The sequence below is a fragment of the Chryseobacterium sp. GW821-FHT04C04 genome (assembly GCF_059420365.1).
Genome location: NZ_JBWKTO010000004.1, coordinates 634,351 through 647,895, shown reverse-complemented (window position 1 = coordinate 647,895; position 13,545 = coordinate 634,351). Strand labels below are relative to the sequence as shown.

13 protein-coding genes are annotated in these 13,545 nt (G+C 35.9%); 8 read left to right on the top strand and 5 right to left on the bottom strand.

The features are described 5' to 3' along the window. Window positions 1–168 precede the first annotated feature (168 nt). Complete coding sequence (gene blaIND / locus AC07UM_RS16395; RefSeq protein ID WP_494684153.1) at window positions 169–888, top strand: IND family subclass B1 metallo-beta-lactamase; 720 nt, start codon at window positions 169–171, stop codon at window positions 886–888. A 58-nt stretch (window positions 889–946) separates the two neighbouring features. Here the strand turns inward: blaIND and AC07UM_RS16390 are convergent, their stop codons facing one another. The 4 genes from AC07UM_RS16390 to AC07UM_RS16375 all read right to left on the bottom strand — a co-directional run bounded on the left by AC07UM_RS16390 (window position 947) and on the right by AC07UM_RS16375 (window position 5,287). Further along, a complete protein-coding gene (locus tag AC07UM_RS16390; RefSeq protein WP_494684152.1) occupies window positions 947–2,122 on the bottom strand; it encodes an aminotransferase class V-fold PLP-dependent enzyme in 1,176 nt (391 codons plus the stop codon). 102 nt (window positions 2,123–2,224) lie between these two features. Then, window positions 2,225–3,364 carry a hypothetical protein gene (locus AC07UM_RS16385; RefSeq protein WP_124531663.1) on the bottom strand — a complete coding sequence of 380 codons (1,140 nt, stop codon included), beginning with the start codon at window positions 3,362–3,364 and terminating at the stop codon, window positions 2,225–2,227. Window positions 3,365–3,388: 24 nt separating this feature from the next. Continuing rightward, window positions 3,389–4,291: a TssN family type VI secretion system protein gene (locus tag AC07UM_RS16380; protein WP_494684151.1), complete on the bottom strand. Its 903-nt coding sequence runs from the start codon at window positions 4,289–4,291 to the stop codon at window positions 3,389–3,391. A 54-nt stretch (window positions 4,292–4,345) separates the two neighbouring features. Continuing rightward, window positions 4,346–5,287, bottom strand: a complete 942-nt coding sequence (locus AC07UM_RS16375; protein WP_494684150.1) for a type VI secretion system baseplate subunit TssG — start codon at window positions 5,285–5,287, stop codon at window positions 4,346–4,348. A 449-nt stretch (window positions 5,288–5,736) separates the two neighbouring features. Here AC07UM_RS16375 and AC07UM_RS16370 point away from each other — a divergent pair, with 449 nt between their 5' ends. The 7 genes from AC07UM_RS16370 (at window position 5,737) to AC07UM_RS16340 (ending at window position 13,008) form a co-directional block, all read left to right on the top strand. Then, complete coding sequence (locus AC07UM_RS16370; RefSeq protein WP_494684149.1) at window positions 5,737–6,528, top strand: S1/P1 nuclease; 792 nt, start codon at window positions 5,737–5,739, stop codon at window positions 6,526–6,528. 331 nt (window positions 6,529–6,859) lie between these two features. Then, entirely contained in the window at window positions 6,860–7,726 is an 867-nt protein-coding gene (locus AC07UM_RS16365) for a sigma-70 family RNA polymerase sigma factor (protein ID WP_099767369.1), read from the top strand. An 87-nt stretch (window positions 7,727–7,813) separates the two neighbouring features. Continuing rightward, entirely contained in the window at window positions 7,814–8,269 is a 456-nt protein-coding gene (locus AC07UM_RS16360; protein WP_494684148.1) for an Imm26 family immunity protein, read from the top strand. Window positions 8,270–8,587: 318 nt separating this feature from the next. Continuing rightward, window positions 8,588–9,187: a hypothetical protein gene (locus AC07UM_RS16355; protein ID WP_494684147.1), complete on the top strand. Its 600-nt coding sequence runs from the start codon at window positions 8,588–8,590 to the stop codon at window positions 9,185–9,187. A 15-nt stretch (window positions 9,188–9,202) separates the two neighbouring features. Then, a complete protein-coding gene (locus AC07UM_RS16350) occupies window positions 9,203–9,703 on the top strand; it encodes a GNAT family N-acetyltransferase (RefSeq protein ID WP_494684146.1) in 501 nt (166 codons plus the stop codon). A gap of 77 nt (window positions 9,704–9,780) precedes the next feature. Further along, a complete protein-coding gene (locus tag AC07UM_RS16345; RefSeq protein WP_494684145.1) occupies window positions 9,781–10,899 on the top strand; it encodes an FAD-dependent monooxygenase in 1,119 nt (372 codons plus the stop codon). Between the two features lie 75 nt (window positions 10,900–10,974). Further along, window positions 10,975–13,008 carry a S9 family peptidase gene (locus tag AC07UM_RS16340; protein ID WP_494684144.1) on the top strand — a complete coding sequence of 678 codons (2,034 nt, stop codon included), beginning with the start codon at window positions 10,975–10,977 and terminating at the stop codon, window positions 13,006–13,008. Window positions 13,009–13,070: 62 nt separating this feature from the next. Here AC07UM_RS16340 and AC07UM_RS16335 read toward each other — a convergent pair whose 3' ends face one another. After that, window positions 13,071–13,523, bottom strand: coding sequence for a heme-binding domain-containing protein (locus AC07UM_RS16335; protein ID WP_494684143.1), 453 nt, complete (start codon window positions 13,521–13,523; stop codon window positions 13,071–13,073). Window positions 13,524–13,545 lie beyond the last annotated feature (22 nt).

The window sequence follows — 13,545 nt, the reverse complement described above, 5'->3', positions numbered from 1 at the left end:
GCATTATTAATTTTAAATTGATCTCTGCATTTTTGCAAATTGTTAAAAAACGGTTAAACTCTCCTTCATAAAATAATTGACAATTTAATTTTATTAGGTTTGCAAAACTTTCTATAGCCATTGTCTTTTCTGACAAATACAAACATTTAATTCGTACTTAAAAAAATTATGAAAAAAAGCATTCCGTTTTTTATTATTTCGATGTTGTTAAGCCCTTTTGCAAATGCTCAGGTAAGAGATTTTGTCATTGAGCCCCAGATTAAACCCAACTTCTATATTTACAAAACTTTTGGTGTATTCGGAGGGAAGGAATATTCTACCAACGCAGTATATCTTGTTACTAAAAAAGGAGTCGTTTTATTTGATGTTCCATGGCAGAAAACCCAATATCAGAGCCTGCTGGACACGATCCAAAAGCGCCATAATCTTCCTGTCATTGCAGTATTTGCCACCCATTCTCACGAAGACAGAGCCGGAGATTTAAGCTTTTATAATAAAAAAGGAATTAAAACCTATGCTACAGCAAAAACCAATGAACTGCTAAAGAAAGATGGAAAAGCTACGTCTACAGAACTTATAAAAACCGGAAAACCTTACCGTATTGGTGGAGAAGAATTTACCGTAGATTTTCTTGGTGAAGGGCATACTGCTGATAATGTAGTGGTATGGTTTCCAAAATATAAAATATTAGATGGCGGATGCCTTGTAAAAAGCAAAGCAGCAGTAGATCTGGGCTATACCAGAGAAGCTAATGTTGCACAATGGCCAAAAACGATGGAGAAACTGAAGTCTAAGTATTCCCAGGCTGCCCTGATTATTCCGGGACATGATGAATGGAAAGGCGGAGGGCATGTAGAACATACTCTTGACCTTCTAAATAAAAAATAAAATTGAAAAAGCCCCGGCAGATGCCGGGGCTTTTTTATAAACATTTAAGCCGTTATTTTTAATGATGAATATTTTCCAAAATCCGGGATACTTGTTCAATTTCTTCCATGGTATTGAAATAGTGAGGTGATAAGCGGATGGCCTGATCTACATTTTTTGATGTAAAATCAATTAATGCATCCTGTCTGCGGTTTTCCTTAAAAAAAACATTATAATCACTCAAAGCCTTATGAATCTTTTCAACCTTTCCATCTGCCTGGCAAAAAGTCACAATACTGCTCAACCTGCTTCCTTTATCCAGAACTCTGAAACCATTATTCTGCAGATTAATTCTTAAAGTATCGGTCAACTTCCGGTTGTAATTCTCAATTTGATCCATTCCAATCGCATTGGCATAGCGTAAAGCCTCTGCAAATCCAGCTAAAGCAGCATAAGGTCTTTCAAAAAGTTCAAATCTTTTAGCAGTATCATGGAGCTGAAAATCATCAAATGCTGTCCATTGAGCACCAAAACTATCTAAAAACAGAGGATACATTTTCTGGTTTAATACTTTATCCGAAACATATAAAAATCCAGTTCCTCTTGGTCCTCGCATAAATTTCCTTCCGGTTGCCGTCAGAAAATCACAATGGACTTTTTCTACATCCACCACGACCTGCCCTACAGACTGACAAGCATCCACAAGATACAGAACATCATACTGTTTACATAACTTCCCCACTCCTTCTACATCTTGAATTAAACCGGAATTGGTAGGAATATGAGTAACAGCAATTAATTTGGGATTATGCTTTTTAATCAGATTTTCAAAATCTTCAAGATCCAATTCATGGTCAGGAAGATTGGCCACTCTGATGATTTCAATACGATATCTTTTCTGCAAAGAAATAAAAGCAATCTGATTGGATATATAATCATCATTGGTTGTGATGATACAATCTCCTTCTTTAAAATCAATACTGGATAAAGCTTTTGCATATCCATCTGTAGAACTGCTTACAAATGCAATATGGAAAGACTTTGTATTAATCAATTTAGCCGCCTCTTCATAAAACTGATTGATGAGACCTGGGTTTTGCACCGCTGCTGCATAACCTCCCAATTCCTGTTCTTCATATAAAAACTTAATGGTAGTCTCCACAACAGATTTAGGCATTAATGAAGCCCCTGCACTGTTTAAGAATATCTTATCCGAACACCCCGGGGTGTCTTGTCTTATTAAATCTAAATTCATTTTCTATAAATCTATAAAAGCAAATGTACTTCAAATCTTGTTTGTTACTGCTAATAAAAAATCCCGAATTCTCATCCGGGACTTGTATTTATTTCAATGGTATTAATCTAAAACACTCCAACCTCTTTTTGGATTCGTGTTCGTTGAAACTTCCTGCTCGTTAACAATAATGTTTTCTTTTCTCTGACCGATATAATCAAGTTCGCTCAATTTGGAGAAAATCGTTTCAAGGCTTCTCAACATCTGTTGAATGTAAAGCAATGGTTCACCACAGTTATGATGATCATAGTTGGTCTCCGCAACAATAGAAAGCTGGTTCAATAAAGTATGAGGAGCAATTTCACTCCACTCCAGGCTATAGTTCAGCATTTCTTCCAGCTCAGCCGGAATAAGAAGCTGTGTTGAATTGTATAAATGAAGCGCCAGCCTCGCAAAAGACTCAATCAAGAATACAGGCGGCTGCCAAGGAGTAACATTTCTGAACTGAAAATACATATCACCAAAGGTATTTACCATGGTAGTACACAAGAACTTAACGTTTTGTGCCAGTGCTGTATTCTGGTTTTTATGAGAGGCTTTCTGAATAATTTTAAAAGCATACTGCTGAAGATTTCCGATAGACTTTGCAAAGTTGCTGTAATACTCTACTAAAGCCGGGTGGCTCTGAACGGAAGCACAAGGCGGAATAAAGTTGGAATCTACCTGGGCAATATTCCCTTTTAAATCTACTTTACCGATAATAAGATAATTTCCTCCTGAGTAGCTGCTGTTCAAAGAAGTGACAGGTAGAAGCTCAATATGATGATTCGGCTGTGCACTTGGATGACGCGGCGGAATTTCTTCAGGATCAATATCCCCAAAAGGTACTTTATCAAAAGGATTTACAGAGATTAAAATATAATATTCACCGTCTGCCTGCTCTTCGTTCATGGATTTTGCCAATGATTTCACACTGATTCTTCTGTCTGTCAGCTCAATACGATATCCTGCCATGGTAACAGCGCTACAACGCTTAATAACCAGCTGCACATCGTTGGTTGCCGTATTGTGAACATCAAAAATGGTACGGTCTGTAAATTCAGTGGAAATAGGCAGAAGCCCATAATTATATGTAGTAATTCCAAGGGAATTGGAATCTCTGATGGTATCAATTAAGAAATTATCCTGATCATTAAGGTGTCTCTGGGAAACTTTCATCCCATCCACCCAATTGATTGCAAAATGTTTAATAGGCTGTATCATGTTAATACTTTTTAAATTTTGTGTTTATGATTTTTTTGCGACTCCTTCCTCTTCATGCTGAATAACTCTCTTACAAATCACCACTTCATTTTCAGAAATGCTGTTTGAAGTAATGTCCTGGTCGAAATCTATATATTTTCTGAAACTGAAAAATGATTTTTTAGTGTAAAAGATCCAGTAATAAGGCTCATTTCCTTCGTCAGAAAGATGAATAATAGATCCTGGATTTTTGTGGTTGTAATCATCCACTACTCTGTAAAACCAATCTCCGAAAGTAACTCCAGTCGGAAGTGTTTTAGCTTTAATTCTGAATCGGTTCGTATCTTCTAATTTTTTGCTTAATTCAACATTCAATACCATTAATCTGTCAAAATCTGCTCCTTCAAAATCAGGCAGTTTCTGATCCGGAGAATACCTCCATGTTTTATAAATATCAAATGGAATACTGATAAACTGAATATAGCAGTAATAAAATACCATCGGAACCACAAAGATCACCATACTTGTTGCTGCCATTACTGAATATCCTATTCCTTTACTCATCCAGTTAAAGATAAGAGTGAAAAGATACCCTCCTAATGCAATACACGTCAAAGAAAGTATAGATTCAAACAGAATACTCATAGACAGAGATTCGATGTGTTTTTTGAAATATTTGTGTAATAAATTTACATGAATAATCCCAAAAATAAGATAAATAACCTGTGCTATAAGATACCAGTAAGGATTAAAAAGATTTCTGGCAAATCCAAATACGCCCGGGATCGCCAGACATAAACTGCACAGAAGTACGTATACAATAATTACTTTAATTTTGATCGCAGGCTTATTTCTCCTGATTACACCGAGTATAACCATCATAATAATTGCGATTAAAGGCATTAAGATATACCTTAGAAAAATACCTTTTACTGAAGAAATTTCCATGTTTTTCTTTTCGAATTTATACTTTGTTGGTAGCTGTAAATATAATAAAATAAATTAGAGGAAGGTAGAGTATCCAAGGCGGCTGGCGTTTCTTTCATCATCCTCAAGGCTGAATGAGTATTCCTCTTTTTCTGTGACAAAATTCTCTTCCACATCCACGGTTACCGGAAGAAAATAATCATACAATGCCTGAAGCACATTTCTGAACGGACTTCCCGGAATATACTTCTTCATATCTCCATAAGGAATCGGACCAATGTTTACCACCCAGTTTCGCTGTCCGTCCATATGCGGACCACTTGGAATATAGGTTACCCCTAATCTTGAATTTCCCAATAACATCGAATCATTATTTTTCTCAATCTGATCAATAATATTGGGTGAAAAACTTACTTTTACCGGCACCTGCAGAAAAGCAGTCATACATCTTTCAAACCATCTTTTATCTCCTCTGATCTGATGGAAAAAAGGTAAAATATGCATGAAGACATAAGCACTCTGCTTATCCAGCATTTTTACCAGAGGCCAAAGCTCACTCACCGTTTCCAGTAAAGAATCTGTATGGCTTGCCATATCAAATTCAGACTCCTTAAGCAAAGCGCTGATCTCCGTAAAAAAGACTTCCAGTTCAAAAGGACGGAAAAACTTACGGGCATCATCTTCTACCCTTTTCTGTTTCCGGATTTCCCTTACCACAGTATCCACATTCTTTCTGGAAGCTCCAAGAGATGGCGGATGGAATAATCCTTCCGGAAGGTAGTCATAAATGCCTTCCCTGTAACTCTCTATGGTAAATACTTCCTCATCAAATCCTAAATAACTGCTTGAGATACTTTTTATATCCTTCAGGTAGGCACGGTCATTCACTCCGACACGCTCGATGAATATATTGCTTACCGCACGGTGGTACTTCAATAGGTTAACCGCCACAGCTTCAGCTTTAAAATCTGTCTGCAGCTTATTGTAATGCATATCTACAATATTATTCTCATACATAGTGTTTCCTCTGATTATGACTTGTAAAGATAATATATCTCATAAGTTTGAAAAAATATTTTTACAATAATTTTATCCTAAAAATAGTAATTTATTAACATTACATAGAATAAATTCTAACAAATTCCGTAAAAATACGGTAAATACAAGATTTGCTTGTTTTTTAAAAATAAAATTCCTTGTTCAGGATCAGATGTTTAAACCACATGGGTATTTCAGATGCTTACTATCTTACTTTACTTTTTCTCCCCTATTCTTTCCTATCCTTATACTATACATCTGTTTTTCTTTCTGCATTTTTCAAAAAAACAACGTTTCAAACCTAGGGTAATTACCTCTTTTATTTAGATTAATTTTTATTAACATCATCTTATAGAATAAATTCAGGATAATGCGTGCTCATTCCGAAAGCGGGCCGTATCTTTGCAGACTGAAAATTGTTATTCAAAATGAAAAGTATTTATTCTAAAATTCTGATTTTAGCATTCATGGCCTCTTCACTTTATTCTTATGCGTGGGGATTAACGGGACACAGGGTTATTGCAGACATTGCAGAAAACCATCTTTCCCGCAAGGCAAGAAGAGAAATTAAAAAGATGATGGGAAAAGAGCGCCTGGCTTACTGGGCAAACTGGCCGGATTTTATCAAATCTGATACAACAGGTGCATGGAAGCAGGCTTCATCGTGGCATTATGTAAACATTGATCCACAAACTGACTTTAAAGCTTTTGAACAAAACTTAAAAGCACAGGCAGGACCAAGCCTTTATACACAGGTAAACACACTGTCCAGCCAGATCAAAGACAAAAACACGTCTGAAAAAGACAGAAAAATTGCTTTAATCTTCCTTATCCACATTATGGGAGACCTCGCACAGCCCCTACACGTAGGAAGAGCGGAAGATTTGGGTGGAAACAAGATCAATGTTACCTATTTCGGGGAAAAAACCAATTTACACTCAGTTTGGGACGGAAAATTGGTAGACTCTCAAAAATACAGCTATACAGAATATTCTAAACTTTTAGACATCAAATCTAAAGAAGAAGTAGCACAGATCCAGTCCGGGACATTAGAAGATTGGTTATATGATTCTCATAAAATCGCCAACAAAATCTATGCACAGACTCCTAACGATTCTAAATTATCTTATGACTACCAGTATAAGTTCAACGATACGATGGAAAGACAGCTTCTATATGGAGGATTGAGACTGGCAAAAGTTTTAAACGAACTTTTTTAGTTGAAAATTATTTAAAATAATATAAAAAAAAACGGGGCTTCGGTTCCGTTTTTTTTGTTTAAGATATGGGGTTTAAGGTCTAGTCATTATAAAAACTCTATGTCATCTATAACAAAGTATCCGGAATATTAATTCTTTTACCATTAAAAAACATTTTAATTTTCAATAAAAAACAACACCAATACACTTGTTATCAACCAATTAAAAAAATTCATAAAAACATTAACACATTTTATGGTGTACATTGTACAAAAAAGATTCTACCTCGTGTAACCTTTTTACCTTTTCATACGTATATATTATAGTAACTCTTTTTTTGAGGATAAAATAAATGAGACAATTAAAAATCACTAAGCAGGTTACCAACAGGGAAACTGCTTCATTAGACAAGTATTTGCAGGAAATTGGTAAAGTGGAACTGATCACTGCGGACGAAGAAGTAGAATTGGCACAAAAAATACGTGCTGGCGATAGAGCCGCACTGGAGAAATTAATCAAAGCCAACCTTCGTTTCGTAGTTTCTGTATCTAAGCAATACCAAAATCAAGGTCTTTCTTTACCCGATTTGATCAATGAAGGTAACTTAGGACTAATGAAAGCGGCAAAAAGGTACGATGAAACTAGAGGTTTCAAATTTATCTCTTATGCAGTATGGTGGATCCGTCAATCAATTTTACAGGCATTGGCCGAGCAGTCAAGAATTGTAAGACTACCATTGAACAAAATTGGTTCTATCAACAAAATCAATAAAGCATACGCTCACCTTGAACAGGAAAATGAAAGACCACCTTCTCCGGAAGAATTGGCTGAAGTTCTTGATATGAGCGAGGAAGATATTAAAGAATCTATGAAAAACTCCGGAAGACACCTGTCTATGGATGCGCCTTTAGTAGAAGGTGAAGATTCTAATCTTTATGATGTATTGCGTTCAGGAGAATCTCCAAGTCCAGATAAAGATCTGATGCTTGAATCTCTACAAATCGAGATCGAAAGAGCATTGAATACTTTGACGCCGAGAGAGGCTGATTTAGTAAGATTATACTTCGGACTGAACGGAAAACACCCAATGACTTTAGAAGAAATTGGTGAGACTTTCGATCTTACAAGAGAGAGAGTTCGTCAGATCAAAGAAAAAGCAATTAAGAGACTAAAACACAATACCAGAAGCAAGATCCTTAAATCTTATCTAGGTAAATAATTTTAGCGTAAAAAATTTTATACGGAGTCTGTTTTCAGGCTCCGTTTTTTTATAAATATCCACATATTCATATTAAAATATTGTATAATGAAGTCATTAATGAAGCCAAAACCAGGTGATCTGTTTTATATTCCTTCCATCAGCCAATCGAATGAAAATGGATTTGTTATTGCCCGTTATATTGAATTTATTAAACCCAATTTAGGTCATCTTATTGAAATTTTTGACCATTTTTACACCGAGCCTCCAAAAAATATTTCTGATGTAGATACAAGCAAGAGATTATTCCAGCCCATATTTTGCAGTATGCGCTTCGCAGCAGGTATTCCAAGATGGGAAATACTGTTCAGTAATCCTGAATATGACAAATCTGAGTCAAATTATAAGGACATTACTTTCGTATTTGATAGAAGTTTATGGGTCGGCGGTGAAACGAAAGGAATAAAAACTGATGAAATGCAAAACATGGAGCCTTCTATTTGCTGGCGTATGGACCATATGATCTTTAGAGTATTAAATCATTTAAAAAGGATTTCTGTCTAACGATGAAGTTATGGACTATGACAAAATACCTATGGAATACAGAGAGGATAATGAAATAGCTCAGAAAAGAGTAAACGAGATTGCAGAAATAATGCATGACAAGTTTAAAAGCTGGGGATAAAGCCCATATAATTATAATTTTACAGATTTTAAATAAAAAAGATTGATTTACTTTCAATCTTATAAGCTATTGTAACAATTTTCAACGTTTGTTCAACTAATTAAAATCATATCCAGTCATTATTGATGACAAATCCTAAATGATTATCTTTAGTTGCCGGGATATGATATATATTATAAACCCCAATAAAACATACTATGAAAAAAATACTTTTCGCTTCGGCAATAGCTTTATCGCTGCTTTCCTGCAAAGAAAATTCTACCAAAAAACATGCGGCCGTAGAAAATGCTGTTGACAACGCAGAATCTTCAATTTCCACTTCTATTAAGAAAAATACCCGATCTTATGGAAATCTTGTTCACGAAATTTATGATGAACTTTTAAAAAATAATAAACCTTTACAGGAACTCGACCAAAAAATAGAAGCTATTAATAAAGAAACCGAAGAGACGATTGCCGAATATGATAATGTAATAGGCAAATCAGAAACGTATTATAGTGATGCTGTGGCCCTGTCAAATTCAGTAACTGATTCTATCACTAAAAAGCAGATTGAGCAAGAGATTAAGGCTAGTTCTAATCGGTATAACTTAAAAACACAAACCATTAAAGATTTAATTGATAAAATCAGAAAAAATAATGCGGCTATTCGTGATCATTACATCGTATTCAAAATCAGAAAAACTCTTCCAGAAATTGAAAAATATCAGAGTGCTCATCCTTTGAAAACGGATAGCCTCACTCAATTCATCAATAAACAAAATACACTGCTGGAAGAACTGAAAAAATTACAATAAATACCATTACACCTCATGAAATATACTACAAAATGGCTTACCGATAAAGCCCGCATCAAAGAGCTGGTAGACTTTTTTATTACCCATAAAACAGATTCTTATATCTCCCATGGCGAAATGATGTCTGGCAGAGCTATAGATACACACCACTGGAATCCGGATCTTGAAGTGATTCTGACCGAACAGCTGATTACAGATTTTAATTCTGACGGCAGTTCCAAGCTGAATATTCTGATTGCAGAAAATGAAAACGGAGAAATTGTCGGAATGATGGTTTTCAATGTAATCAACAGCCCTTTTAAAAAGTATGCTATTTTAGAGGATATGCTTCTGGACCAGTCTGTAAGAGGTCAATCTCTTGGAAGCAAACTTTTGGAGAAAGCCATTCTGGAATCCAAAAGCTGGAATATCAGTTTTATCTTGCTGGAAAGCGGGGTCAACAATCATGGAGCTCACAACTTTTTTAGTAAATACGGCTTTAAAAAGGTATCGGAAAGCTATATTTTAACGTTATAAATTAAAATAGCAGAGTGAAAGTTTATTAAATATAAAATTCCAGCGTCTTACAACAGACAACAAAAAACCCAATCTTTATGAACACCATTTCAATCATCGGAGCAGGAATCGGAGGACTTACCCTCGGAAATATACTGAAACAGCATCAGTATGATTTCACGATCTATGAAGCTGCTCCTGAAATAAAACCTGTAGGAGCCGGAATCATGATGGCGGTAAATGCGATGCAGGTTTTTGATACATTGGGTTTAAAAGTGAAGATTGAAAATGCGGGAAATAAAGTTCACAGGATTGTTATCACCAATGAATCCTTACAGCCTATCTCCAAAACGGAAATTCTGAAACTGGAAGCTCAGTACAATTCCTGTAATGTTGCCATTCACCGGGCAGAGCTTCAAAGAATTCTGGCTGAAAACTTATCTCCTGATACCATTCAACTCAATCATTCATTACAAAAAATAGAAAAGAGAGAAAACTATATCCTGGATTTTGAAAACGGAAATCAAATTGAAAGTCAGATCATTTTTGGAGCCGATGGTATAAAATCCCCTATCCGAAATCAGATTTTAAAAACCGGAACGATCAGGAATTCAGGTCAGAAATGCTGGCGTGGTCTGCTGGATTTCGATCTGCCTGAAAGACATCACCAGGAAGCTTTTGAAATATGGGGAAAGGGAAAACGTTTTGGATTTGTGAAAATTTCTGACAAAAAAGTGTATTGGTATGCTTGTGTCAACGAGAAAAGTTTCGGGAGATCTATTGAAATCGCGGAGATTTTTAATGATTTTGATCCTTTAGTTTTACAACTTATTGAAGCTACAGCAAGCGAAAATATTATTTGTAACACCATTTCCGACCTCGCTCCTATTCCTCAATGGTATTCTGAAAATCTATGCCTGATCGGAGATGCCGCCCATGCAACGACTCCTAATATGGGGCAAGGTGCCTGCCAGGCTATTGAAGACGCTTATATTATTGGAAAGCTGCTGGAAAAGAGCCAGGATTTCAATACCATTTTTGAAGCGTTTCAAAGCATCAGACGAAAAAAAGTAGATTATATTGTCAATACAAGCCGGACTATCGGAAAGGTTTCTCAATGGGAAAGAGGAAATTCTCTTCGTAATTTCCTCATGGGCTTAATTCCGGAAAGTATGAATCAGAAAATGGCTAAAAAGATTATAGAACTGGAAATGTAGAGATTACGTTTTTAAGAAAAGATAAAATGTAAAAAAATTATATTCGATTTATTAATAACAACCAAAAATTACAACATGAAAAAAATCTTTTATGTATTGCTCTTATTCATAGGAGTTCATACAGCACGAGCACAGGAGGTGCCGGTACTGGACAGAGGTTTATTCTTTGGAAACCCGGAAATTGCCGGAGGACAGCTGAGCCCGGATGGAAAATGGATCTCTTTTACAAAAGAATACGGAGGCATCATGAATATATGGGTAAAAAAAATTGATGAACCTTTTGAAAAAGCCCGCCCATTAACGGATAGTAAACGACCGATGAGCGGATATTTCTGGTCAGAAGACGGGAAGTATATTCTTTATGTAAAAGATGGTAATGGGGATGAAAACATGAATATTTTTGCCGTAGATCCCATGGCAAAAGTCACGAGCGGAGTTCCTGAGTCTAGGAATATAACCCCTCTTAAAGATGTAACTGCCCAAATCTACATGGTAAGCAGAAAAAATCCTGACTTATTGATGATTGGACTGAACAACCGTGATAAAGCGTGGCATGATTTGTATTCATTGAAAATTTCTACAGGCGAGCTGAAAAAGATTTTTGAAAATACAGACCGTATCACAAGTTATGAGTTTGACTGGGATGAGAAATTAAGAGTGTTGTCCAAAACGGATGATAAAGGAACTACCCAGTTTTTTTATAAAGAAGGAGATAAACTCACTCCTATTTATGAGACTTTGGTAACGGAAAGTGCTTATATCTCAAACTGGAATGAAGATAATTCTAAATTCTACCTGGTAACCAACAAAGGGAATCTTGACAAATCTACCTTATTTCTGATGGATCCGAAAACCAAGCAGATTACAAAAATAGAAAGCGATCCCAAAGATAAAGTAGATTTTGGAGGGTTGTCCCTGGACAGAAATACCAGAAAGATGATCTATACCTCTTATACCGGAGATAAAACAGAGTACTACTGGAAAGATAAAACATGGGAAGCTAATTATAAATTTCTGCAAAGTAAATTCCCGGGAAGAGAAGTTAATTTTTCAAGCTCAACCAATGATTATTCTAAATTTTTAGTTGCTGTTGGAGGTGACAAATATGCTTCCGAAGCGTATTTCTTTGATGCAAAAACCAAACAGCTTATTTTTCAGTATACTCCAAGAACAGAATTGAAAAAAGTTGAAAAGTATCTGGCTGCTATGACGTCTATTACTTATAAAAGCAGTGACGGACTTGAAATTCCGGCATACCTGACATTACCTGTGGGATCAACCGGAAAAAATATTCCTGTAGTAGTTTTAGTTCACGGAGGTCCAAAAGGTCCAAGAGATTACTGGGGATACAACTCTACAGTACAGTTTTTAGCCAACAGAGGATATGCAGTATTACAGCCTAACTTCAGAGCAAGTGGCGGATATGGTAAAAAGTTCCAGAATGGCGGAGATCTCCAGTGGGGAAAACTGATGCAGGATGATATTACATGGGGCGTAAAATACCTTATTAATCAAGGAATTGCAGACAAAAACAAAGTCGTTATCATGGGAGGAAGCTATGGTGGATATGCAACGCTGGCAGGGTTAGCGTTCACGCCTGATGTATATGCTGCCGGAGTAGATATTGTAGGACCAAGCAACCTGTTTACTTTATTGGATTCTGTTCCTGCTTACTGGGAAGCTGCACGTGCCTTCCTTTACGGAATGGTAGGTGATCCTAAAACTGAAGAAGGAAAAAAACGTATGCATGATGCCAGTCCGTTATTCAGTGTAGATAAAATCAATAAGCCATTACTAATCGTTCAGGGAGCAAATGACCCGAGAGTAAAACAAGCTGAAGCGGACCAGATTGTGATTGCCCTTCGTGATAAAGGTAAAAAGGTAAATTACATCCTTGCCGATGATGAAGGCCACGGATTCCGTAAACCAGTGAACAGCATGGCAATGTATGCTGAAACAGAGAAATTCCTTTCAGAAGTAATTGGAGGAAGATACCAAAAAGAAATGCCTGAAAATGTGGCAAAACGTTTGAAGGAAATGACTGTTGATATTTCAAAAGTTACTTATACTCCGGCGAAAAGCGAAAAAACTGCAGGAGCTTCTAAATAAAGTTTCTGTATAATAAAAACAAAGCCATCTCATGGAAATGAGATGGCTTTGTTTTTTAAGTTTTATTTTTTATTTTCAGCCTGCATCAGCCCTATCCAACGAACCATTTCTTCTATCTGTTTTTCGGAAAGTTTAGCTTCCGGATGAAGATAAGTATAAGAGGTAAGCGGCATTTTCTTCTGTTGTATCTGATTGGCAATAGAATTTAATTTATTGACCTGTTTACGACGGCTGTAACTACTCCATTCATTAAAATTCAATTCTTCTTTTCCCTTTTTAATATGCTTTTCAAGATAATAACTTAAAGGCTGTATATAGGAATATAATGGATAATGAGTAGAATTGCTATGACAGTCATAGCAGGAATTTGTAAGAATAGATTGCACATTCTTAGGAAGCTTGTAAACCTTTGAAATATCTGTTGAAGAAACCTGCCCATAATCAATATTACGGACAGGCTGAATGATCTGAATGAGTAAAAAAATTAGAACAAACCCTAACAATATGTTTTTCACGTATCGGTTCATTTCTTTTTAC

Coding starts and splice junctions, on each gene's coding strand:
- blaIND (WP_494684153.1), top strand. CDS start 169: ATGAAAAAAAGCATTCCGTTTTTTATTATTTCGATGTTGTTAAGCCCT.
- AC07UM_RS16390 (WP_494684152.1), bottom strand. CDS start 2,122: ATGAATTTAGATTTAATAAGACAAGACACCCCGGGGTGTTCGGATAAG.
- AC07UM_RS16385 (WP_124531663.1), bottom strand. CDS start 3,364: ATGATACAGCCTATTAAACATTTTGCAATCAATTGGGTGGATGGGATG.
- AC07UM_RS16380 (WP_494684151.1), bottom strand. CDS start 4,291: ATGGAAATTTCTTCAGTAAAAGGTATTTTTCTAAGGTATATCTTAATG.
- AC07UM_RS16375 (WP_494684150.1), bottom strand. CDS start 5,287: ATGTATGAGAATAATATTGTAGATATGCATTACAATAAGCTGCAGACA.
- AC07UM_RS16370 (WP_494684149.1), top strand. CDS start 5,737: ATGAAAAGTATTTATTCTAAAATTCTGATTTTAGCATTCATGGCCTCT.
- AC07UM_RS16365 (WP_099767369.1), top strand. CDS start 6,860: ATGAGACAATTAAAAATCACTAAGCAGGTTACCAACAGGGAAACTGCT.
- AC07UM_RS16360 (WP_494684148.1), top strand. CDS start 7,814: ATGAAGTCATTAATGAAGCCAAAACCAGGTGATCTGTTTTATATTCCT.
- AC07UM_RS16355 (WP_494684147.1), top strand. CDS start 8,588: ATGAAAAAAATACTTTTCGCTTCGGCAATAGCTTTATCGCTGCTTTCC.
- AC07UM_RS16350 (WP_494684146.1), top strand. CDS start 9,203: ATGAAATATACTACAAAATGGCTTACCGATAAAGCCCGCATCAAAGAG.
- AC07UM_RS16345 (WP_494684145.1), top strand. CDS start 9,781: ATGAACACCATTTCAATCATCGGAGCAGGAATCGGAGGACTTACCCTC.
- AC07UM_RS16340 (WP_494684144.1), top strand. CDS start 10,975: ATGAAAAAAATCTTTTATGTATTGCTCTTATTCATAGGAGTTCATACA.